Annotated in this window: 20 protein-coding genes; 14 read left to right on the top strand and 6 right to left on the bottom strand. The window is 33.5% G+C overall.

Features of this window, described 5'->3' with window-relative positions; genetic code table 11:
- Positions 1-93: 93 nt before the first annotated feature.
- The 3 genes from DOS84_RS07180 to DOS84_RS07170 all read right to left on the bottom strand — a co-directional run bounded on the left by DOS84_RS07180 (position 94) and on the right by DOS84_RS07170 (position 4,853).
- Positions 94-2,313 (bottom strand): RelA/SpoT family protein, encoded by a 2,220-nt coding sequence (locus tag DOS84_RS07180; RefSeq protein ID WP_111409434.1) that lies wholly within the window; start codon positions 2,311-2,313, stop codon positions 94-96.
- 139 nt (positions 2,314-2,452) lie between these two features.
- A complete protein-coding gene (locus DOS84_RS07175) occupies positions 2,453-4,003 on the bottom strand; it encodes a serine hydrolase (protein WP_111409433.1) in 1,551 nt (516 codons plus the stop codon).
- 64 nt (positions 4,004-4,067) lie between these two features.
- Positions 4,068-4,853, bottom strand: a complete 786-nt coding sequence (locus DOS84_RS07170; protein ID WP_111409432.1) for a TrmH family RNA methyltransferase — start codon at positions 4,851-4,853, stop codon at positions 4,068-4,070.
- Positions 4,854-5,014: 161 nt separating this feature from the next.
- Here DOS84_RS07170 and DOS84_RS07165 point away from each other — a divergent pair, with 161 nt between their 5' ends.
- The 5 genes from DOS84_RS07165 to DOS84_RS07145 all read left to right on the top strand — a co-directional run bounded on the left by DOS84_RS07165 (position 5,015) and on the right by DOS84_RS07145 (position 10,054).
- Positions 5,015-5,620 carry a trimeric intracellular cation channel family protein gene (locus DOS84_RS07165; RefSeq protein WP_111409431.1) on the top strand — a complete coding sequence of 202 codons (606 nt, stop codon included), beginning with the start codon at positions 5,015-5,017 and terminating at the stop codon, positions 5,618-5,620.
- 131 nt (positions 5,621-5,751) lie between these two features.
- Positions 5,752-6,729 carry a GNAT family N-acetyltransferase gene (locus DOS84_RS07160; protein ID WP_111409430.1) on the top strand — a complete coding sequence of 326 codons (978 nt, stop codon included), beginning with the start codon at positions 5,752-5,754 and terminating at the stop codon, positions 6,727-6,729.
- Positions 6,726-7,805, top strand: a complete 1,080-nt coding sequence (locus DOS84_RS07155; protein ID WP_111409429.1) for a DegT/DnrJ/EryC1/StrS family aminotransferase — start codon at positions 6,726-6,728, stop codon at positions 7,803-7,805. Before DOS84_RS07160 ends, DOS84_RS07155 begins: the two co-directional genes overlap by 4 nt.
- A 4-nt stretch (positions 7,806-7,809) precedes the next feature.
- Positions 7,810-9,297 (top strand): oligosaccharide flippase family protein, encoded by a 1,488-nt coding sequence (locus DOS84_RS07150; RefSeq protein ID WP_111409428.1) that lies wholly within the window; start codon positions 7,810-7,812, stop codon positions 9,295-9,297.
- Entirely contained in the window at positions 9,290-10,054 is a 765-nt protein-coding gene (locus DOS84_RS07145; RefSeq protein ID WP_243636333.1) for an acyltransferase, read from the top strand. The genes DOS84_RS07150 and DOS84_RS07145 overlap by 8 nt, the downstream gene beginning before the upstream one ends.
- 14 nt (positions 10,055-10,068) lie before the next feature.
- Here the strand turns inward: DOS84_RS07145 and DOS84_RS07140 are convergent, their stop codons facing one another.
- A complete protein-coding gene (locus DOS84_RS07140; protein ID WP_111409427.1) occupies positions 10,069-10,971 on the bottom strand; it encodes a glycosyltransferase family 2 protein in 903 nt (300 codons plus the stop codon).
- Between the two features lie 52 nt (positions 10,972-11,023).
- On the opposite strand from DOS84_RS07140, the gene DOS84_RS07135 reads away from it, so the two are divergent.
- From DOS84_RS07135 to DOS84_RS07125, 3 genes are read left to right on the top strand one after another with little or no spacing between them, the layout of a single operon-like run.
- Positions 11,024-12,121 carry a glycosyltransferase gene (locus tag DOS84_RS07135; protein WP_165830405.1) on the top strand — a complete coding sequence of 366 codons (1,098 nt, stop codon included), beginning with the start codon at positions 11,024-11,026 and terminating at the stop codon, positions 12,119-12,121.
- A gap of 1 nt (position 12,122) precedes the next feature.
- Positions 12,123-12,527 carry a sugar 3,4-ketoisomerase gene (locus DOS84_RS07130; protein WP_111409425.1) on the top strand — a complete coding sequence of 135 codons (405 nt, stop codon included), beginning with the start codon at positions 12,123-12,125 and terminating at the stop codon, positions 12,525-12,527.
- Positions 12,524-13,615 carry a glycosyltransferase family 4 protein gene (locus DOS84_RS07125; RefSeq protein ID WP_111409424.1) on the top strand — a complete coding sequence of 364 codons (1,092 nt, stop codon included), beginning with the start codon at positions 12,524-12,526 and terminating at the stop codon, positions 13,613-13,615. Before DOS84_RS07130 ends, DOS84_RS07125 begins: the two co-directional genes overlap by 4 nt.
- A gap of 3 nt (positions 13,616-13,618) precedes the next feature.
- Here DOS84_RS07125 and DOS84_RS07120 read toward each other — a convergent pair whose 3' ends face one another.
- The gene (locus tag DOS84_RS07120) at positions 13,619-14,506 is read right to left on the bottom strand and encodes a glycosyltransferase (RefSeq protein WP_111409423.1); all 888 of its coding nucleotides are present in this window, start codon (positions 14,504-14,506) and stop codon (positions 13,619-13,621) included.
- Positions 14,506-15,189 carry a cell division ATP-binding protein FtsE gene (locus DOS84_RS07115; RefSeq protein ID WP_111409422.1) on the bottom strand — a complete coding sequence of 228 codons (684 nt, stop codon included), beginning with the start codon at positions 15,187-15,189 and terminating at the stop codon, positions 14,506-14,508. Before DOS84_RS07115 ends, DOS84_RS07120 begins: the two co-directional genes overlap by 1 nt.
- 215 nt (positions 15,190-15,404) lie before the next feature.
- Here DOS84_RS07115 and DOS84_RS07110 point away from each other — a divergent pair, with 215 nt between their 5' ends.
- The 6 genes from DOS84_RS07110 (at position 15,405) to DOS84_RS07085 (ending at position 23,910) form a co-directional block, all read left to right on the top strand.
- Positions 15,405-18,419, top strand: coding sequence for a tetratricopeptide repeat protein (locus DOS84_RS07110; protein WP_111409421.1), 3,015 nt, complete (start codon positions 15,405-15,407; stop codon positions 18,417-18,419).
- A 9-nt stretch (positions 18,420-18,428) separates the two neighbouring features.
- Complete coding sequence (locus tag DOS84_RS07105) at positions 18,429-19,292, top strand: PhzF family phenazine biosynthesis protein (RefSeq protein WP_111409420.1); 864 nt, start codon at positions 18,429-18,431, stop codon at positions 19,290-19,292.
- A 74-nt stretch (positions 19,293-19,366) separates the two neighbouring features.
- Positions 19,367-21,178 (top strand): TonB-dependent receptor, encoded by a 1,812-nt coding sequence (locus DOS84_RS07100; protein WP_243636332.1) that lies wholly within the window; start codon positions 19,367-19,369, stop codon positions 21,176-21,178.
- Positions 21,179-21,217: 39 nt separating this feature from the next.
- Positions 21,218-21,667 (top strand): hypothetical protein, encoded by a 450-nt coding sequence (locus DOS84_RS07095; protein ID WP_111409419.1) that lies wholly within the window; start codon positions 21,218-21,220, stop codon positions 21,665-21,667.
- Between the two features lie 87 nt (positions 21,668-21,754).
- Positions 21,755-23,380, top strand: coding sequence for an amidohydrolase (locus tag DOS84_RS07090; RefSeq protein ID WP_111409418.1), 1,626 nt, complete (start codon positions 21,755-21,757; stop codon positions 23,378-23,380).
- A gap of 260 nt (positions 23,381-23,640) precedes the next feature.
- Positions 23,641-23,910, top strand: coding sequence for an Asp-tRNA(Asn)/Glu-tRNA(Gln) amidotransferase subunit GatC (locus DOS84_RS07085; protein WP_207802027.1), 270 nt, complete (start codon positions 23,641-23,643; stop codon positions 23,908-23,910).
- Position 23,911 lies beyond the last annotated feature (1 nt).

Here is a 23,911-nt window from a genome sequence, read left to right as displayed (position 1 = left end):
CAAATGGTTTTTGGAACTATTTGTTTTTGTCTTTTGGTTGCGATTATCACAATTTTGACTTTTAAAGTTTGTTTTTGTATTGAATGCTTTTTGTTAGTTTTTATACACTCGGGTTACTTTGTCGATTCCGTCAATTTTTTTGATGTTATCCATTAATTTTTTCAGAATGGTGATGTTGGGCACAATTACGGATACTTGACCTTTGAAAATACCGGCTTCACCGTTAAGAGAAATGCTTTGAATGTTTACATTCATGTTGTTTGAAATCACTTTTGTCAATTCATTTGTAAGTCCCAACGTATCCATTCCCATGATGTTGATGGTGGCTTTGAAGTCTTGCTGGGTGGAATCGATCCATTTGGCCTGCATGATTCGGTATGCATAATTTGACTGAAGAGAAATGGCATTTGGACAGTCTTTTTTATGGATTTTGATACCGTCATTTATGGTTACAAAACCAAAAACTTCGTCTCCTGGGATGGGATTGCAACAGCTAGATAATTTGTAATCGAGTTTGTCGTGTGTTTTTCCAAAAACGAGCATATCGTAATTGCTACTGATGACTTGTTTGTGAATATCTTCGTCGGCAGTGCTATGGGAACGCTTGATTTTGTTTTTGAAAAAGTTGATTAAAGTGTTGCTTTTTTGGGCAGCATAATCTTTTAATTGTTGGTTGTCAATGGAACCTACACCCACTCTGTAAAATAAATCCAAACTCGTTTTTAGCCTAAAAAAGTTGACCAATTCGTTGATGCTTTGCTCGTTTAGTGTGACTTTTAGGTGTTTTAGTTTACGGGTAAGAAGTTCTTTTCCATCTTCGGCAATTTTTTTGGTGTTCTCGTTGAGGACGTTTCTAATTTTATTTTTTGCTCTTGAAGTGGTTACGTAATCCAGCCAGTTGATGGTTGGTTTTTGGTTAGGAGATGTGATAATTTCTACTTGGTCTCCACTTTTCAATTCATAATTTAAAGGAACTAATTTCCCGTTGACTCTTGTTCCTCTCGTTTTTATTCCAATTTCGGAGTGGATGCTAAAAGCAAAGTCCAATGAAGTGGCACCTTTGGGCAGAGATTTGATTTCTCCCTTTGGGGTAAAAATATAAATCTCTTTGGAATATAGGTTCATTTTGAAATCTTCCACAAAATCTACTGCACTTGTTTCGGAGTTTTCGAGAGCTTCTTTCAAAAGGTTTAACCAAACGTCGAGACCGTTTTCTTCGGTGGCTCCGTTTTTGTATTTGTAATGTGCTGCATATCCTTTTTCGGCAATTTCATCCATGCGCTCGCTTCGCACCTGTACTTCTACCCAACGACCTTTTGGCCCCATTACGGTAATGTGTAATGCTTCGTAACCAGTTGATTTTGGTGAGGAAATCCAGTCACGTAAACGACTTGGACTGGGTCTGTAATGGTCCGTCACAATGGAGTAAATTTTCCAAGCTAGGAATTTTTCATCATGTGGATTTGATTTATAGACGATACGCAAGGCAAATTTGTCGTAAACTTCGTCAAAAGTCACATTTTGAGCCAACATTTTTCTATTGATAGAATAGATGGATTTTGGCCTGCCTTTGATGATGTAATCTATGTTTTCTTCATCCAATGCTTTTTGGAGTACTTCAGAAATGTCTTTGATATATAAATCTTGTTCTTCCTTGGTTTCTCTTATTTTGCTGACAATGGAGTTGTATCTTTCAGGTTCAGTATATTTTAGCCCTAAATCCTCCAGTTTGTTTTTGATTTTATAAAGTCCTAATCGATGCGCTAATGGCGCATAAATGTATAAGGTTTCAGATGCCAGTTTGACTTGTTTGTAATCTTCCATGGAGTCCATGGTCATCATATTGTGCAATCGGTCTGCAATTTTAATGAGGATTACCCGAACGTCGTCATTAAGGGTCAATAGCATTTTGCGAAAATTCTCGGCCTGCATCGATACATTGAGGTCTTTTTGTACCAATGATATTTTGGTTAATCCTTCAACCAATTGGGCGATTTTGGGATTAAACATTTTTTCAATGTCTTTGACGGTGATTGGTGTATCTTCAACAACATCATGCATTAAGGCTGCGGCGATGGAAGTTGCTCCCAAACCAATATCGGAAGCTACAATTTTGGCGACGGCAATAGGATGGAAAATATAGGCTTCTCCTGATTTACGGCGCTGGTCTTTATGGGCATCAACTGCCACATCAAAAGCCTTGCGTATCAGTTTTTTATCCTCTGCGGTCAAGGTTTGGTAACTGATGCGTAATAACTCTTTATATTCTTGAGCAATTGCTTTGTTTTCTTTTTCTATATCGATTTCTATCATAACGGCATGGTTCAATTCTTAAATATAAAAAAAAATTAGAGAATATACAAGGGAAGGAGGAGGGATTTTTGGAATTTAAATTGTAGATTTTAGATTTAAGAAGGCAGAATTTAGTAATCTGAATTCTGCCTTCTGCAGTCTACAATACTTTTTTAAAGTCCAAATCCTGAAAATCGTAACTGAAATCTGTAAGTTCGGAAATCGGTTTCATTTTGATGCCAATTGCTTTTCCAGTTGCATCAAATTCAAAAAACAAATGGGCATCGGCATGGAAATAAGCATTATTCCATTTTACCACTAAATTTTTGTCTTTATAAAGAAATAATTCTCCCGAAAGTTGTGGAGATCTTTTTGATGCAAAATATAATTTTCCTTTCTTTTCACTAATTACAATTTCGCCTAACCAATTGTCTTTGTAGGTGCCAATGTAATTGTTGATGTTAATTTTGTTATTTTCTTTTTTGTTTTTGGCAACCAATGCCCAAACCTCGTCAGTTACTTTATCAGCCGATTCTTCGGTGGCTTTTACTCTATTACTGTAAACAGTGACATAATCATCCGATTTGATGCCTAGATAACTATCTTTTATAGTATTGGTTACCGCGTTAAAAGCCGCACCCGATTGCTGGTTGGTTAATACTACGATCCCTAAATTTAATTCAGGAATTAAAGTCACCTGAGTCACTATTCCTTCTAATCCTCCCGTGTGAGTCACTTGTTTGTATCCTTTTACATCACTCAAAAACCAACCCAATCCATAAGAACTAAAATGAGTATTGTAAGGCGGTTTTGTTACTGCATGAATTATAGTTTGCGGAGTCCACATTTCGGTATGTTCTTTTTCGGAGAATAATTGTTTGTTTTCTGGGCTGTATTTTCCATTATTCAATTGCATAATTATCCATTTGCTCATGTCATTTACACTAGAATAAATTCCAGCTGCTGCATCGAACAATTGATTTTGGTATCGCTTAATTACTTTTAGTTTTCCGTGAATAGGAACGTGAGGTGCAATAACATTAGTGGTGTCTTTCAGGCGAACAAAAGAAGCTGCACTGTTATTCATTTCGAGTGGTTTCATGATTCGGTTTTCAATAAAATCACACCAACTCATACCACTTACTTTATGAACAACTTCTCCTGCAACAATGTATAATAAATTATCATAATCATATTGTGTTCTAAAAGCAGAAACCGGTTTCAAATACTGTAAATTTTGTGTGATATCCTGTGCGGTAAAGCTGCTTCCGTCAGGCCAAATCATTAAATCTCCTGCGCCAAGTCCCAATCCGCTTCTGTGAGTCAGTAAATCCCGAATCGTAAATTCGTTGGTAACATAATCATTGTACATTTTGAAATTTGGCAGGTAAGTAATGACTTTGTCGTCCCATTTTAGTTTGCCTTGGTCTATTAACATAGCCAAAGCAGCACTTGTAAAAGCTTTGCTGTTGGAAGCAATTCCAAAAAGTGAATTTGCATCGACTTTTTCATTGGTTAGTATAGATTTCACTCCGTACCCTTTTGCCAATACCACTTTCCCGTCTTTTACAATCGCTACTGCAATTCCTGGAACATTAAAGGCGGTTAAAGTTCTGTTAACAACATTGTCCACTTCTTGTTCCGAAATCTGAGCAAAAGAATGGACGCTAAATGCAAGAAGTACTAAAAGTGAAAGGCTAATTTTTTTCATATTTTTTATGTAATTAAATCTGGAAATCTATATTATCTATGTGTTTTATTCTAAAATCTACAATTTAAAATCCCCTCTGTCTTTTAGCTTCAAATATTAAAATTGCTGCGGCTACCGAAACATTCATACTGTCAATTTCGCCTTGCATTGGGATAATGATATTTTGGGTGGCAGCATCACGCCATTCCTGTGTCAGTCCCGTGGCTTCTGTTCCTACAACCAATGCAGTTGGCGAAGTGTAATCTTGGGTATGGTATGAAGTGGAGTTTTGTAGCGTGGCACAATAAAAATTGATGTTTCGTTCTTTCAAAAAAGCAATAATCTCAGTAGTGGTTCCTGTTGCAATTTGATTGGTAAACAAACAACCAACGCTCGACCGAACCACATTTGGATTGTATAAATCACTTTTTGGGTTGGCGATAATCACAGCGTCAAGATTTGCGGCATCGGCGGTACGTAATAAAGCGCCAATATTTCCCGGTTTTTCCGGGGCTTCGGCAATAATAATCAATGGGTTTTCGGATAATTGTAAATCGGATAACTGCATCGATTTGGCTTTGGCTATAGCCAAAATACCTTCGGTAGTGTCTCGATATGCTAGTTTTTGATAGACATCTTTATTAATTTCTATCAATTCAGCGTTATTCGATAATTTACGGGTTTCCGTTTCCGAACAAACTTCGGGTAAAAACAAAATCGTTTCTATTTCATATCCTCCTTTTAAGGCAAGTGAAATTTCACGCTTTCCTTCAATTAAGAACGTTCCCGATTGTTTGCGGGCTTTTGCTTTTTCCTGCAATAGCACCAAGGATTTAATAAAAGGATTTTGGATGGAAGTGATTTGTTTCAAAGGTAAAAGTGCTAAGTTATTATGGTGCTAAGGTACTACCATTTTTTAAATTCTTAAAATAATCAATAGTAAGTCGTTTTTTATTTAATTTTGAAATCTTAAGTACATCTGCAATCTATCCCGATAGCTATCGGGACTGCAGTCTAAATTCTAAAATATCAATGTTTCACCTACTTGACATCATCGGAACCATGGCATTTGCCATGTCAGGCGCTTTAACGGCGATGAGTAAAAAACTAGACCCGTTTGGCGTTTTCATCATTGCATTTGTGACCGCAGTTGGAGGTGGAACTTTGCGTGATGTTATGATAGGACGCATGCCTGTTGGCTGGATGCAGGATTTGACCTATGTGTATGTGATTACCTTAGGTTTTATTTTGACAATACTATTCCGAAAAAGATTAGATAAACTCCGCACTTCATTAGCCTTATTCGATACTATCGGATTGGGTGTTTTTACCTTAATCGGAATTCAAAAAGGAATAGAATACCAACTTCATCCAACTATTTGTATCGCCTTAGGAACCATGACCGCCTGTTTTGGAGGCGTCATTCGGGATATTTTATGTAACGAGATTCCAGTTATTTTTCGAGAGGAAGTTTATGCAACGATCTGTATTTTGGGAGGAATCGTATTTTTTATACTTCGAAAAATGAATTTAGAGAATGAAATTTTGTACCTCATTACCTCATTGGTTATTATTGTCATTCGTTTACTGGCCGTAAAATATAAGTGGCACTTTTCTCCTATAGAACATAAAAAATAAAGTCATTTTGTTTATCGTTCGGGTGTGAAAACGTTGTTTGTTTTTTTATTGTTGATTATTCACGTTTTTTTGCAATTCGTATTTATAATATTACCCTAATTGTGTACTTTTCCACTCTTTAATACTCAATTGTGAAAAACTATACTGTAAAACGATATCAAGAAAGTGATTATTCCAATTGGAATACTTTTATAAGCCAAGCCAAGAACGCTACTTTTCTGTTTCATCGTGATTTTATGGATTACCACAAAGATCGATTCGAGGATTATTCTTTGGTGGTTTATGAGGACGAAAAAGTAGTTGCCGTTTTACCCGCCAGTAGAGTTGAAAATGTAGTTTATTCCCATCAAGGATTAACATATGGAGGTTTAGTTTATGGGGAGAAATTAAAATTAGCCTCGGTAATTCTTGTTTTCAAAGCCGTTTTGTTTTATTTAAATGAAAATAAAATTTCCAAAATCCAAGTCAAAACTTTGCCGTCCATCTATCATAACAAACCAGCCGAAGAATTAAATTATGCTCTTTTTTTGGCGGAAGCCCAATTAATTAGAAGGGAAACACTTTCTGTAATTGATTTATCTAAACCAATTTTAATAGCAAACGGAAGGAAAGAAGGTGTAAAAAAAGGAATGGTAAATAATTTGGAAATTAGAGAAGTTGATCAGTTTGATGATTTTTGGAATACTATATTGATTCCAAATTTAGAAAAAAAATATCAAGCAAAACCGGTTCATAGTTTAGAAGAAATTACAGATTTAAAAAGAAAATTTTCTAAAAACATTAGCCAATTTAATGTGTATTATAAAGACCAAATTGTAGCTGGAGCGACATTGTTTGAAAGCGAAAATGTAATTCATTCGCAATATATTTCCGCAGATAAAAACAAAAGTGCAACAGGGAGTTTAGATTTTTTATACCATCACTTAATAACTGAAATTTTTAAGGAGAAGCGTTTTTTTGATTTTGGAACTTCCAATTTAAATCAAGGCAGAATACTCAATAAAGGATTGTCTTTTTGGAAAGAAAGTTTTGGTGCAAGTACCGTATTACAGGATTTTTATGAAGTAGAAACGATTAATTATTCAAAACTTGAAAATGTCATAAAATGATAAAATTCTTAGACTTAAAAAAAATAAACGAACCCTATGAAACTGCTTTTCAAGAAAAATTGAAATCGGTTTTGTCCAGTGGTTGGTATATTTTAGGTAAGGAAGTTCAGGAGTTTGAAATCAATTTTGCTCTATATTGTGGTGCTAAATATTGCATAGGAGTAGGGAATGGTTTAGATGCATTAACACTGATTTTTAAAGGATATATTCAACTGGGAAAACTGCAAAAAGGAGACGAAGTTATTGTACCCGCCAATACGTATATTGCCAGTATACTCGCCATTCTTCAAGCTGATTTAGTACCAATTTTGGTCGAGCCAAAGTTAGAAACTTATAATATTGACCCGACTTTAATTCAAGATAAAATAACATCAAGAACCAAAGCCATTCTAGTCGTTCATCTTTATGGTCAATTGGCCAAAATGGATGCTATAAATGAAATTGTGAATCGAAATAATTTAATTGTGGTTGAAGATGCAGCACAATCATCAGGTGCAATCAGTAATCAACAATCGGTAGTAGCATATAGTTTTTATCCAACAAAAAATCTCGGAGCTCTTGGAGACGGAGGTGCTGTAGTAACGAATGATGCCGAGCTCGCAAAAACCATAAAATCCCTTCGCAATTATGGTTCAGAAATCAAATATCAAAATGATTTTATAGGAGTTAACTCCAGATTAGACGAATTGCAAGCCGCTTTTTTGAACCTGAAATTATCCAATTTAAATACCGATAATGAAAAACGAAGATCCATTGCCAAAGGTTATTTGTCCGAAATAAAGAATGATAAAATCACTTTGCCTTTTTGGGATTTAAGTAACAATCATGTTTTTCATCTTTTTGTTATTCGAACCCAAAACAGAGAAGATCTACAAAACTATTTAGCAAAGAATAATATAGAAACGGTGATTCATTATCCGATTCCACCACATCAGCAAAAGGCTTTGGAATCGTGGAATAATTTATCTTTCCCGATAACCGAAAAAATACACAAAGAAGTATTGAGTTTGCCTATAAGTCCAGTTATGACATTGGAGGAGGTGGATTATGTTGTCGAAATTTTAAATAAATATTGAAATAGTGTCCGAAAGTAAATCTTCATATCTGCAAATTGTAAAAGCGACCTCTATTTTTGGCGGGATGCAATTTTTAAATATTATTATTTCAATTGTGAGGACAAAATTGATTGCAATATTTATTGGACCAGCTGGAATGGGAATTATTTCGTTGTTGAATTCAGCACTGAATATGATTAGCGGCATTACAGGTTTGGGAATAGAAACATCTGCCATAAAACACATTTCTGAACAGTATAATTCAGCAGATTTAAACACGGTCTCTCCAATAATTGCAATAGTTAAAAAAATTGCATTTGTAACGGGGATTTTTGGAACATTGATGGTTGCATTGTTTTCAAGTTGGTTAAGCGAACTCACTTTCGGTAATTCAAATTACAGCTATCTGTTTGTTTATCTGTCAATAACGTTGTTGTTTAAGCAGTTGTCTGTAGGGCAAATGGTGGTTTTTCAAGGATTACGAAAATTAAAAATATTGGCCAAAGCTAATTTTTATGGAAATTTGACAGGACTGTTGTTCTCCGCTCCTTTGTATTATTTTTATAGAATTGATGCCATTGTACCAACGATTGTGGTAACGGCTGTTTCATCTTTGTTGGTATCTTTTTATTATTCAAGAAAGATTAAAATTGAAAAATCGACTGTTTCTAATGCCCAACTAATCATTGAAGGGAAAAGCATAATCAAACTTGGAGTGATGCTTACATTAAGTGGATTACTGACATTATTGGCATCTTATATCATTCAGATTTATATTGGAAAAAATGGAGGTTTAAAAGAGGTAGGATTTTATAATGCAGGTTTTACCTTGCTGAATTCTTATGTGGGAATTGTTTTTGCAGTAATGAGTACCGATTATTTTCCGAAATTATCCTCAATTTGCAACGATAACAAAAAAATTAGGATTAGTGTGATGGAGCAATCCTATATGTCCATCTTTATCATAACTCCAATAATAATTCTATTTTTAACGTTTGTTCCGCTTATTATAAAAATTTTATATACGTCAAAATTCATTTCGATTATCCCAATGGTATGTTTTGGAATACTGGCGATGTTGTTTCGGGCTGTTTCGTGGTCAATGGGTTATATATTAATTGCGAAAGGAGATTCGAAAATTTTTATTAAAACCGCTTTAGGATTTAATTTTTTGTCTGTGATTTTAAATATACTGGGATATTATTTTTATGGTTTAGAAGGACTTGGCTTTAGTTTCTTGATTTATTATTTAATACATTTATTCGCTGTAAAAATCATTACAAAGATGCGGTATGATTTCTGTTTTGATGCTGAATTTTATCGTGCTTATATGATTTGCATCGTCATGTGCGTTGCCACTTTTTTTATGCGATACATACCAAATCCAATTTTAAAATACAGCTTGATGGCGGTTATGATAATTTTATCGTTAGGATTTGTTTTGTACCATTTGAATGAAAAAATAGGCCTTAAGTTTTTATTTAATTCGATTAATAAGAAAAAAAATGTTTAAGAAGATGGTGAAGAAAATGTATTGCAAATTGCGTTCGATATATCATAAATTAAAATTTTATTATTCTGTAAATTGGACAAAAACGCTTTATTTTAATTTTAAAAAATTTCCTTTTCAAACCGCAAAAAAGCTTCCTGTCTTTTTTTACGGGAAGGTTCATTTTCAAAGCATTCAAGGTGAAATCAAAATAAACGGACCAATCAAAACAGCGATGATTGGATTTGGACAACAATTTGAAATAGAAATTAGATCTAAAGGAATTGCGCAACTTTCACTTTATGGAAAGCTAACATTCAATGGATACGCACATATGGGGAAAGATATTATTTTGTATGTCGGCGAAAATGCCGACTGTGAGTTTGGGTATATGTCTTGTTTAGGGTCCAGTGTTAAGGTGATTTGTACCCATAAACTTGTTATTGGAGATTGGTCAAGAATAGGGCATGAATCACAAATAATGGACACCAATTTTCACCCTATGATAAACACGCTGACAGGTGAACATTATCCTCTAAAAGGCCCAATCTATATTGGTAGTTATAATGCATTTTCCAACAGAATTTCGATAATGCCAAATACTAGAACTCCTGATTTTTGTGTTGTTGCCTCAAATTCTTTGTGCAATAAAGATTATACAAATTTTGGAAGTAATATTTTATTAGGAGGGATTCCGGTCAAGCTCTTGAAAAATAATTATAGCCGTGATTGGGAAAACGAGAAAGAGCCTTTGATGAAGTATTTGATTGTTCAGTTATAGTATTCAAACAATAATCAATGTTTAAAAAACTTTCTCTTAATCAACAAAATCCGTAATCCGATAAACTTCAAAAACAAACCAAACTCATTAATCCTTAATGTGTGTATAGTTTCATGATGTACTCTTTTTTGAATAGCCAAATCTTCGGCTCTAGTTTGGTTTAGTGTGATTGCTTTTTTTAGGATTATGTACGTAGAATGATTTATTTTCTTGGCTCGACTATCATTTTTTTTGAAGAAATCACTCCCTAATGAATTTGCAACTATTCTTTTTTGAACAAGAGGTTCGTCGATAAAATCAAATTCATATAGGCGAGAAGCCCGAATCCAAAAATCCAAATCTTCATAAGCCAATGTTTCATCATAACCTTGTAAACGATCGAATACCGTTTTCTTAATCATGGCTGATACCGAACAAATACTATTACCTCCAGAAAGAACCGATTGATAAATTTCTCCTGTAATTCTGTTTTCGATTGCTTTTTTTTGATTGTTTACTGGAAAATAATAAGAGTCGAACGAGCCGTTTTCCGAAATCAATTCAACATTGCCATAAACAACTCCAAGGTTTTTATAAGGACTGTTCTCGAAAGCATTCATTTGCAACGTCACACAATTAGGTAATAAAACATCATCAGCAGCAAGGTCGATTACATATTCTCCTTTGGCCAATTCTAGAGCTTTGTTAAAGGATTTGGTATTTCCTAAATTGGTTTCATTGGCGATAAACTGAATTTCAGGATTTTTTTTGAGCCAAGTTCTAATTATGGCTTTCGAAGAATCATTACTGCAATCGTCAACGATTATGAGTTCAATTGAAGGATACGATTGATTAATGGCAGAATTCAAACTCTCAACTACGTACGCTTCGTGGTTGTAGCACAAACAAATAATAGTAACGAGTGGATTGTCCTGCATTATTTTTTAAAATAGTTATATTTGAGACGAAAATAACAAAACGAAAATGATATTGCCTCACAAAAAATATAAAATTGCATTAATCGGTTATCGATTGAGTGGAGGCGGTAGTGATAAAGTGATGGCGAATTTGTCTGTTTTCTTTGCCCAGAATAATATTGATGTTCATATTATTATTGTTTTGGATGAAGTCTCGTATCCATACTCCGGGAAACTGGTCAATTTGGGTTTGCTGAAGAACAAAAGTAACGGCCTATTCAATAAAATGAAACGATTAGTTTCTTTGCGAAAGTATCTTAAACAAAACGATTTTGATTTTATTATTGATTTTCGTTTTCGAACCAAAGTCATTCAGGAATTAATATTAGCCAGATTTATTTATAATACAAAAACAATTTTTACAGTCCATAGTTTTTTGATTGACCATTATATGCCAAATAATTCTTGGTTGACACAATTAACGTACAATTACTGTTATGCCAATGTCGCAATAACCAATCAAATGGAAGGATTAATTGTCAAGAAACATCAGTTGAACAATGTAATTACGATCTCAAATCCGGTTAATTTGGAGCAGATTTATGAAAAGTGTGATGAACCAATTACTATTGATTTTGAATACATAATTGCAATTGGGCAATATGAAAATAATATAAAACAGTTTGATAAATTGATTTTGAGTTATGCCAATTCTGTTTTAAAGGACAAACAAATTCATCTTGTAATAGTTGGAGAAGGAGATAGCAAAGAATTGAAAAAAGCAGCAAAAGAGTCTAATGTATCTGATTTTGTGCATTTTTTGGGTTATCAAAATAATCCTTTTAAATATCTAAAAAATGCTCGATTTTTAGTTTTGAGCAGTAAAAATGAAGGAATGCCTAATGTAATTTTAGAGGCGTTGGCTTGTGGAACTCCAGTTGTTTCGTTTGATTGTCCTTGCGGTCCAGGAGAAATTATCAGTAATTTAAAAAATGGAATTCTAGTAGAGGACCAAAACATAGAAAAACTTACAGAAGCAATGAATGTAATGGTTGGGGATGAAAAATTATATCAATATTGTAAGCAAAATGCAAAAGAAAGTGTAACTCCATTTTTGTTGGAAACAATAGGAAAACAATGGTTGGATTTAATGCAAATCAATACAATTTAAAATGGGAACAGTAAACACGATTCAATTATTAAAAATACCTGTTGTTGAAGATGTAAGGGGGAATCTAGGGATTATTCAAAGTGATTTTTTGCCCTTTGAATTCAAACGGGTTTATTATCTTTTTGATGTGCCAAGCAATGCTTTTCGAGGCGGACATGCCCATATTAAACAACAAGAAGTGCTCATTGCTTTGAGTGGGAGTTTTGAAGTAACCGTAAATGATGGAACGAAAAAAAAACGTTATTTACTAAACAAACCGAATGTTGGATTATTGATTCCAATAGGAATTTGGCGTGAATTGGAAAACTTTTCTTCTGGCGCTGTTTGTTTGGTTTTGGCTTCTGATGATTTTTTGGAAGAAGATTATATAAGGGATTTTGATGAATTTTTGATTTCAAAAAAATGAAATTGCTCTTTATAGTTCCCAAACTAAATAATGAAGGTGGAGTCGCCAGAGTCTTATCGCTAAAACTGAATTATCTTATCGAAAAGTTTGGATATGAGGTTCATGTTCTTACGCAAAATCAAGGAAACTCGTTATTATTTTATTCTTTTCATGAAAAGATTGTTTTCCATGATATGATGCTGGAGGGAACGATTTTTAATTTCTTTAATTCTTTTCGGAAATCTTTAAAAAGTAAAATACAAATCATTCAACCGGATGTTATTATGGTTTGTGATAATGGTCTGAAAGCCTTTTCGATTCCATTTATTATTTCTGATGCAATTCCGATTGTTTTTGAATGTCACGGTTCAAAATATATAGAAGAAAAACAATTGAAATCGGATTTGATTTCAAAATTTAAAAACGCGCTTAAATATAAATTCAAAGATTTTGGTGCAAATAAATTTTCAAAAGTAGTAGCATTGTCAAATGAAAGTTTGAAAGAATGGAATGTGAATAACGGTTTGGTAATTCCAAATCCATCTTGGATCCAAAACGAAAACATATCAAATTTAAAACCAAAAAAAGTAATCGCGGTTGCTCGGAATTCTTATGAAAAAGGACTGGATCGATTACTGATTGTTTGGCAAAAAGTGGTCGCGGAACACCCCGATTGGATATTAGATATTTATGGAGATTCGGTAGCGCATTTAAGATCTGTAGTTCTAGAGTTGGGAATGGAATTCAATGTAAAATTAAAGGAACCCGTAAAAAATATTTCAGAAAAATACTTGTCTTCATCTTTGTATGTTATGACTTCTCGTTCCGAATGTTTTCCAATGGTATTGCTTGAGGCGATGGCTTCTGGTTTGCCTTGTATAGCTTATGATTGTCCAATTGGCCCAAGAGCAATTATAAATGATGGAGAAAATGGTTTTTTGATTGAAGATGGAAATGCAGATTCATTTGTTCAAAAACTGAAGTTACTTATTGAAGATGAAAATTTGAGAATGCAAATGGGTAAAAATGCTCAAGAGAGTGTAAAGAAGTATGATTTAGAATGCATAATGCAACAATGGAAAGCTCTTTTTGAGAGTTTGGTAAAATAATAATTATTTGGATTGAATATTACAATAGTAGCCCAATTTATAAAGGTCAAATAGAAAAAGGGAAGGGGTATTGGAAAGTAAATTAGAAATCATCGCTGATTCTGTTTTGTTGAAAATGCAAGTCGTTATTGCAACGAGTCTTAACTTTTTTAAAATAATATAAACCGAATTGATTTTGCTCTCGATATTTGGGAATTTACCTGAATTGATAATGTAAACTAGGTTTTTAATAGCTGTTCTTGTTTTGTCTAAAAAAATAACTGAAGTCTCTAAATTCAAGTGATAGGTTGGATTATCAATATGAGAAACCTTAATGCTTTTTGTTTTTAATACCGAGAGAAAACACAAATCTTCATAGCCATATTTTGTAATGGTTAGATCAAAAGGGTTTTGTTCTAAAATTTTTTTTTTGATCAATAAATTGGAAGTCAGTGCATTGAAAATAGGATTTTTATTCCTGCTTTCAAGTGAAAGAGATTCCCTTTTATTTCCGTAAACCCAACGTAAAAGTTGCTCTTTGCGAGGTGTTTTTTTTTCGTATCGAATACCTCCAAATACGACTGATGTATTCGGAATGACTTCGCAATATTTTTGAATAAAATTATTCTGGGTTGGAAAAGTATCGCAATCCATTATAAGCAACAAACTGTATTTCGATTGTTTTACTAATGAATTAATGTTCTCGCCTCTTCCGAGGTTGGAATTATTAATAAAAAAGGAACAGTTATTTAAAGAGTTTATTTTTTGGTTTTCGGTATTCCAATTTAAGCCTGAAGCATCATCCTGACATAAAATCTCAAACTCAATTCCACAATTCAAACATTGCTTGTGTAATTCTAAAACTAGTGGAAATGTATTGTAATTATATACAGGGATAAGAATTGATAACATTACACCGTTCTTTGTACCACTTCAAAAATGGTGGCATCCTCACATTTTAAGGTTTTGCTAGGGAATTTCATTAACAAAGCATAATCATGCGTAGCCATAATAACTGTTTTGCCATTGGCATTGATTTTTCTTAAAACTTCAAGAACTTCAATACTGGTTTGCGGGTCTAAATTCCCTGTTGGCTCATCGGCAAGAATAAATTCTGGATCATTCAATAATGCTCTTGCGATAGCTATTCGTTGCTGTTCTCCGCCAGAGAGTTGGTGAGGCATTTTGCTTGCAAAGTCTTTCATGTTTACTTTGTCAAGTACTTCGTTTATTTTGGCATCCATTTCTTTTGTATCCGTCCAACCAGTTGCTTTCAAAACAAAAAGCATGTTGTCTTTTACAGAACGATCTGGTAGTAATTTAAAATCTTGAAAAACAATACCAAATTTTCTTCTCAAAAACGGGATATCATCTTCTTTTAAAGTGGCCAAATCAAATTCTACAATCTTGCCTTCGCCTTCTAATAATGGCAAATCGGCATATAATGTTTTTAACAAACTACTCTTTCCAGAACCTGTTTTTCCAATGATGTAAATAAATTCGCCGTGATTGACCTCTAAATTAACATCAGATAAAATAATTTTTCCTTCTTGGTATATGTTTACGTTTTTTAAAGACAGTACTGATTGTGACATAATAGAATTTGTTTATTGGGTAAAAGTAAAAAGATAAAATCCAAATACAAAAGTAAAATGCAAAAATTAAATTTCAAATTCCAATTCAAGCTCCACTCTCCTTTGGAGTTAGGCAGAGGATGTGGAATCCGTTTAAAAATAGTTTATAATAAAAGCTGTCAGCCTTTCGTTATAGAATCAGATTAAATATATTTGAACATTAAATAAAAACAACAATGCGTAAACTTCCCGGACTTTTTTTATTCCTTTTTACTGTTCAAATAACGTCCCTTTATTCACAAGAATCGACCATTTACACTTACCCATTAAAAGACTTCGATAAAGCACTCTCTTTATATGAGGACAAACAATATGCTTCAGCGCAAATCATTTTTAAGAATGTTCAGGCTGTTGCCACGACCGAAGGTTTGCAATCAGATTGTGCTTATTACATTGCGAATTGTACCATTCGTACCGATCAGGATAATGCTGAAGAATTGATTAATCGTTTCGTTGAAGAATATCCAGCAAGCCGTAAGCAAAATCAAGCCTTTATTGATGTTGCGTATTATTATTACGATCACAGGGATTTTAAAGAAGCTTTGCTATGGTTTAATAGGGTAGATGAAAGTGTCCTGAAAGACAGTGAACGCAACAAGTATAATTTTCAAAAAGGATATGCTTATTTTGATTCCAAAAAAACAAAAGAAGCCCAAAAATATTTTAGTAAAGTAGCCAATACTGATGAATACGGTACTCAGAGCAAATATTACATGGGTTTTATGGCTTATGAGTCTGATGATTATGTAGAGGCTAATAAACAATTTGACCAAGTTTCGGGCAATGAAAAGTATGCCGAAAAATTATCGTACTACAAATCGGATATGAGTTTCAAATCGGGGGATTTTCAAAAAGCTATCGATTTAGGAATCAAAGCAATGCCGAATTCTACTCCTGAAGAAAAATCAGAATTGAATAAAATTATTGGAGAAAGCTATTTTAATTTAAAACAATACGATAAAGCGATCCCTTATTTGGTTGGATATAAAGGCAAAAAAGGGAAATGGAATAATACCGATTTCTACCAATTGGGTTATGCCTATTATGTACAAAAGGATTATGAAAATGCCATTTCGCAATTCAACAAAATTATTGATGGAAACGATTTCATAGCCCAAAATGCTTATTACCATTTGGGAGAAAGTTACTTGGAATCTAATAAAAAGCAACAAGCTTTGAATGCTTTTAAGAATGCTTCCGAAATGAATTTTAATTTAAAATTGCAGGAAGATGCCAGTTTTAATTATGCCAAATTGAGCTATGAAATTGGGAATTCGTACCAAAGTGTTCCTGAAGTTTTATTGGGTTTTATCAATAAATACCCAACGAATCCAAATAATGATGTTATAGAAAAACTGTTGATTGATTCTTATATTTCATCCAAAAACTACAAAGAAGCATTGGTTTTATTGGAGAAAAACAAAACTCCAGAAAATAGAATTGCCTATCAAAAAGTAGTTTTTTATAGAGGATTGGAATTATATAACGAAGGGAATTATTCCGAATCTTTGTCGATGTTTGAAAAAGCAGTAAAAGAACAAAAGGATGCCCTTATAACTGCACGTGCCACTTTTTGGAAAGCGGAATCCGAATATAATTTAGAAGACTACAAAGAAGCCTTGTTGAGTTATCAGCAATTCTCGGATTTGGCAAAAGCCAAAGAAACAGTTGAGTTTAAAAACGTAAATTACAATATAGCTTACGCTAATTTTAAGTTGAAAGAATACGAAGCTGCCGGGAATTCTTTCCAAAACCAAATCGACAATAATAAAGCGGATAAATTTCGTTTGAATGATTCTTATTTACGTCTTGCCGACTGTAGATTCGTAACAACGAAATACCAATCAGCATTGGATGCTTATATTAAGGTAATAGAATCCAAAAGTGTTGATGCTGATTATGCTTATTTCCAAAAAGCGCTTTGTTATGGATTTCTTTCGAAAAACAGTAAAAAGATAGAAGAACTCAATGCGTTTTTGACATTATATCCAAAATCAGATTACCAAGATGACGCTTTGTTTGAATTAGGGAATACTTATGTTGCCGAAAACAAACAGGATTTGGCCATAAAAACCTATGATAAATTAGTGACAACTTTCAAAAACAGTTCGTATACATCAAGGGCAGTTTTGCGTCAAGGTTTGGTTTATTATAATTCGGATCGAGATGATTTGGCTTTAACCAAATTTAAAAAAGTGGCTTCTGATTTCCCTAAAACTCCCGAAGCTTACGAAGCGGTTTCTACTGCCAGATTGATCTATGTTGATAACGGAAAAGTGGATGAATATGCCACTTGGGTACGCACATTAGATTTTGTTGCGGTGACCGATTTGGAATTGGATAATGATACTTTTGAGGCTGCCGAGAAACAGTTAGGGCAAGGAAATAATAAACAAGCAATTTCAGGATACAGCAGTTATGTCGCCAAATTTCCGAATGGTGTAAATATCCTGAAGGCCAATTTTCAATTGGCACAATTGCTTTACGCTGAAGGTTCAGAAAGTAAATCGGTCCCTAATTATGAGTATGTGATAAGACAGCCTAGATGTGAATATACTGAGCAGTCTTTGGTTCGATTAGCGCAAATATTTTTGAAAGATAAAAATTGTGATAAAGGAATTCCGGTTTTGGTTCGTATAGAAAAAGAAGCAGATTTTCCACAGAATAAGACTTTTGCGCAAGCGAATTTGATGAAATGTTATTATGAAACAAAGGATTATCCAAATTCAGTGGTTTATGCCGACAAGGTGTTGGCGAATCCAAAAGCGGAGGAAAATGTAAAAAGTGATGCCCAAATCATCGTTGCCCGTTCTGCTATGCAATCTGGTGATGAAGCCAAAGCTAAAACTGCTTACGCAAAATTACTAAGTGTGAGCAAAGGAGAACTGGCTGCGGAAGCGTTGTATTATGATGCTTATTTTAAAAATAAAGAAGGAAAGTTTGAGATTTCAAATGCGGCTATTCAAAAATTAGCCAAAAATTATTCTAGTTACCGTTATTTTGGAGCCAAAGGCTTGGTTCTAATGGCGAAGAACTATTATGGTTTAAAAGACAGTTATCAAGCGACCTATGTTTTGGATAATGTGATTGAAAATTTCACTGACTATTCCGATGTGGTTGAAGAAGCTAAAACGGAATTGAACAGAATAAAAACTGAAGAAGCCAAAACAAATTCATCAATAACTAAATAGAAAAGCTGAATGACATTACCTTTTTATATAGTAGATGTTTTTGCAGAGGAAAAATATGCCGGAAATCAACTGGCCGTTTTCTTGGAAGCGGAAGGTTTGAATACCGAAGAAATGCAGAAAATTGCACGGGAAATTAACTTTGCCGAAAGCACTTTTATTACCAAGATTGAACCAGAAAATAATAGTGCCGCAATTCGAATTTTTACAGCAGAACACGAAATGCAGTTTGCAGGCCATCCAGTTATAGGGACATCTTGGGTTTTGATGAATAAAATAGTGGAGACGAATCCTCGAAATTTTAAATTATCGGTGCCAATTGGTGAAATTCCGATTCAACAAACAGGTGATTTGGTTTGGTTACAGGCGGCACAACCTCGTTTTTTAGATATTTTCGCAAAATCAGATATTTTGTCTTTTAGTAATTTAACTAGTGCAGATTTTGAGGATAAATTACCCATTCAGGAAGTAACTACAGGAAGTGCGTTTGTGATTGTTCCCTTGAGTAGTATAAAGGCTTTAGAAAGTGTACGTTTTGATTTGGGTGAAATGAATGAGTGGTTGCAATGGCATTGTAAAACAAATCATAGAGCGCTGTATTTGTATTGTTTTGATAAAGGAGAACTTTACAGCAGAATGTTTTGTATCGAAAATAATCAATTGGTTGAAGATGCAGGGACAGGAAGTGCGAGTACTTGTCTGCAGGCTTTTCTTTTGAAATACCATTCGCCAGAAATTAAAACAATCAACCATCAAGGAGATTTTATCAATCGTCCTTCAAGAATTTATTTTGACGGGGAATTGTCTGGAGATAATTTTGATATTAAAATTGGAGGGAAAACACAATTCATTGCAAAAGGTGAATGGGAAGTGTAAAGGAGAAGGCAGAATAAAGAAGGCAGAATAAAGAAGGCAGAAATTAGAAAACAGAGATAGAAAAAACAGCAAAGATGATAATCAAAAACATAAAAGCATTCATAAATAAACAATCAATGTTCTCAATTGAGGGGAGGATTACGATGGGGGTTTTACTCTTGTTTTTTTCACAATTATCTTTTGCACAAGACAAAAAAGATAAAAATGACAATATTGGGACAGAAGTGGTAAATGTGGTTAAGCCATATACGCCAACAATCTCTGATGCTTTCAAAGTAAATGAAGTTCCAGTGATTACAAATGATGAAAATGCTAAAAAAGAAATTGTGAAATATTCGATTTTGCCTTTTCCCGTGGCTTCAACTTTTTCTCCTTCCAAAGGAAATGCACAAGGAGTTGAGAAAGCAAAGCAAGAACGTTTGTTTAAAAATTATGCAACTTTCGGAATTGGAAATTATGGTTCTTTGAATGCCGAATTGTATGTGAATGAAGATCTTAATAATAATGAATATATAGGAGGAATGTTTCGTCATAATTCTTCGCAGGGAGGAATAAAAGAGATTACTTTGGACGACTTTTATTATGATACCAAAATTGATTTGATTTATGGGTCAAATGAGCAGGAAATGGCTTGGAATGTAAAACTAGGATACCAGAATCAAATTTATAATTGGTATGGGCTGCCTGCCGATTTTGGAAATACATTAACTCTTCCAGAAAGTATGGCTTTGGTTAATGGTATTAATCCACAACAATCTTACAATACAATCACGGCTGGTGGTTCACTGGTTTTTGAAGAAGCCCTTTTGAAAGATGTTAAACTAGAACTTACTCACTTTTCGGATGCGTACAGTTCGGCGGAGAATCGATTTTTATTAGCACCAACTTTTAAGTTTGATGTTTTGGATGAAGCAATAAAAACCAAAGTGTTTGTTGATTATGTTGATGGTAGTTTTAAGAAAGATTATTCAGGAACAAATACAGCAGATATTAAATACGGCTTTACAAATTTAGGAATAGTGCCAAGTTTTGTTATGAAAAGAGACGATTGGACAATCGACATTGGAGCTGGCTTGGTTTATAGTATGGGTAAGAATAACACGAGCAATAAGTTTTATGTTTATCCATCGGTAACGGCTTCTTATAATGTTGTGGGTGATTTGATGATATTTTATACAAGTGCAATTGGGAACTTGCAACAAAATACCTATAAAGATTTTGTTGACGCGAATCCTTTTGTTTCTCCTACATTGGAGATTAAGCCAACCAATGAGTTGTATGATGTTCACGCAGGTTTAAAGGGAAAATTGGCCAGCACTGTGAGTTATGATGTAAAAGCTTCATACATATATGATGAAAACAAAGCGTTGTTTAAAAGCAATGACTACAATGAAAAGAATACAAATGCCAATTATGCTTTTGGGAATTCATTTCAAGTAATTTATGATGATATGAAAACCATACGTCTTTACGGAGAAATTAAAGCGGATTTAGCCAAAGGTGTTACAGTAGAAGCTGATGTAACTATTAATAGTTATTCCAATAAAATACAAGGAGAAGCTTGGAATTTACCAGAACTTCAATTCAATTCCAAAGTTGATTTTATGGTTACCGAAAAATGGTTTGCTGGTATAAATTTGTTTTATGTAGGTGAACGTAAGGACCAGCAACTAAATACCGATATAGTTTATGTTACTGCTCCGGGACCAATCACATTGGATGGTTATTTCGATTTGAATGCGAATATTCGATTCAAATACAGTGAACGATTTACTACTTTTTTAAAAGCCAATAACATTATGAATAATGGATACCAAAAATGGTTGAATTATCCAGTTCAAGGTTTTCAAGTGATGTTGGGAGGGAATTATAAATTTGATTTTTAAAAAAAATCTAAGAATCTAAAAATCTAAGTAGTCTAATAAATGACTTTCAAACAAAAAATATACCATCGTTACCATCAATTAGTTCAAGATAGAATAGATGCTTTCAGGGACATGATTGCGGCTTTGACCGAAGATTCTAAAAATGATGCCAAAGGTTCGGCAGGTGATAAGCATGAGACGGCTTTGTCTATGATGCATATTGAACAGGAAAAACTCAATACGAAACTCAAAGAAGTATTGACTCAAAAAAGCGTTTTGGATAAATTAGATTCTTCGGTTGTAGCAGAAACTATTATTCTGGGAAGTCTAGTAAAAGCCAATGGGATTTATTTGTACTTAAGTCTTGCTCTTCCAAAAATCAACGTTGACGGTATTAATATTATTGCTTTATCTCCACAATCCCCGCTTGGAAATAAATTGATGGGAAATAAAGTTGGATTTGCTTTTGAGATTAATACCACCAAATACACAATACAAGAAATTTTATAGTTTTTTCTTTTAAACAATTCATTCTGTAATTTACAGTTTATTGGAGCTCTTTTTTTTATATTAGCTCCAATAACTAAACTGTTTATTATGAAGAAAATTTCTTTTCTGCTTTCATTGATTTTATTGGTTTCGTGTAATCAAAAAAATAAGATTGCTGTAGATACTATTGTTGCGAATGCCAATATTTATACCGTAAATAAAGATTTTGGTAAAGCCTCGGCTATGGCGATTCAATCTGGTAAAATTGTGGCTATTGGTTCCAATGATGAAATAGCAAATTCTTATGATTCCAAAAATACTATTGATGCAAAAGGGAAATTTGTTTATCCAGGGTTGTATGATGCCCATTGTCATTTTTATAGTTATGGACTGAGTCTGCAAGAAGTCGATTTACGGGGAACCAAAAGTATGACTGAAGTAATTGATAGAATCAAGAAATATCAAAAAGAAAGAAAATCTACGTTTATTATTGGAAATGGATGGGATCAAAATGATTGGCAAGTAGCTAAATTTCCAACGAAAGAAGATTTAGATGTAGTTTTTCCAAATATTCCGGTAGTTTTAAATCGTATAGATGGTCACGCAATTGTTGTAAATAGTTTGGCTTTGAAATTGGCAGGAATCTCAAAATCGACAAAAGTCTCTGGTGGAGAAATAGTTTTGGAAAATGGTGAACCTAATGGGATTTTAATTGATAATCCAATGGAGTTGGTTTTCAAAATAATACCTAAACCAAATCGAAAAAAACAAATCGCTGGATTATTAGACGCCGAAAAAGTGATGTTTCAATATGGGTTGACAACAGTCAATGATGCTGGTTTAGATCCGGATGTCATTAATTTGATGGATAGCTTGCAAAAAGCAAAAGCTATGAAAATTAATGTGTATGCGATGATTACGGCAAATCAGAAGAATATCGATTTGTACTTGAAAAAAGGAATTTGCAAAACCAATAACTTAAATGTATGTTCTTTTAAGATGTATGGAGATGGTGCATTGGGTTCTCGTGGCGCCTGTTTGCATAAACCTTATTCGGATAGTCCGAAACAATATGGTACGTTGCTTTCTTCTGTGGAAGAATTAAAAAATGTAGCCAAACAAATTGGCAGTTCTCCTTTTCAGTTGAATTCACATGCTATTGGAGATTCTGCAAATACCGTTTTGTTGAAAATATACAAAGAAGCATTGACTGGTAAAAAAGACAGAAGATGGAAAATTGAACATGCACAAGTGATTCAAGAAGCCGATTTTGATTATTTCGCGACTGGAATAATTCCTTCAGTGCAACCTACTCATGCCACATCTGATATGTATTGGGCAGGTGAAAGATTGGGTAACGAACGATTGAAAAATGCCTATGCTTATAAAAAATTACTTAAAAAAGCAGGAATAGTTGCTTTGGGTACAGATTTTCCTGTTGAAGAAGTAAATCCAATGCTTACTTTTCATGCTGCTGTTGCAAGAAAAGACATTAAGAACTATCCAAAGGCTGGTTTTCAAATGGAAAATGCTTTGACAAGGGAAGAAACGTTGAGAGGAATGACGATTTGGGCTGCTTTTTCTAATTTTGAAGAAAAAGAAAAAGGAAGTCTTGAAGCGGGTAAATGGGCCGATTTTGTAATGTTTGATCAGGATTTGATGAAAGTTGAAGAAAATCAAATGGTTAAATTAATACCTACACAAGTGTTTTTGAAAGGGGAGAAAGTGAAATAATTTTTTTTGGCAAAAAGTAAAAAAATCACAATTTATAACTCAAAAAACGGATTTGATTCTTTTGCAGTTTTGCGAAATTCTCTATTCTGCCTAAACTATTTTGAAATACTGTTACATATTGTAATTAAATTTAACATAATGTTAAAATGTTGTTCTTTTATGTTGAGAACAGTTGAAATCATTAAAATAAACATGATTCCCTAATAAAACTTTTGTAAATTCGCCACCTTAAAAGTTTGACTTTAAAACTAAATGAAATTATGAGCAAAACAATGACAGTCGACATATTGTCGAGTATTAAAGGAGCACAGCCCTCAGAGAGCGTGAACCAATTATTTGATGTAATCAAAAATGCAATTCCAACAAATAATAATGCTGCAAATAATGTCAATCGTAATTGTGTGTCTGTAAATAATTTAAGAGAAGATGTTGTGATAGAGAGTTCGGCTATTGAGAAACAAATAATTTTGGAAAACTTCCCGAACAAGAAAAATGGTTTTTTAGTAGTTGCTAAAGTTATAGAAGGATAAA

The sequence above is a fragment of the Flavobacterium aquariorum genome (assembly GCF_003254745.1).
GTDB classification, from domain to species: Bacteria; Bacteroidota; Bacteroidia; order Flavobacteriales; family Flavobacteriaceae; genus Flavobacterium; species Flavobacterium aquariorum.
This window is presented reverse-complemented; position numbering and strand designations above follow the sequence as displayed.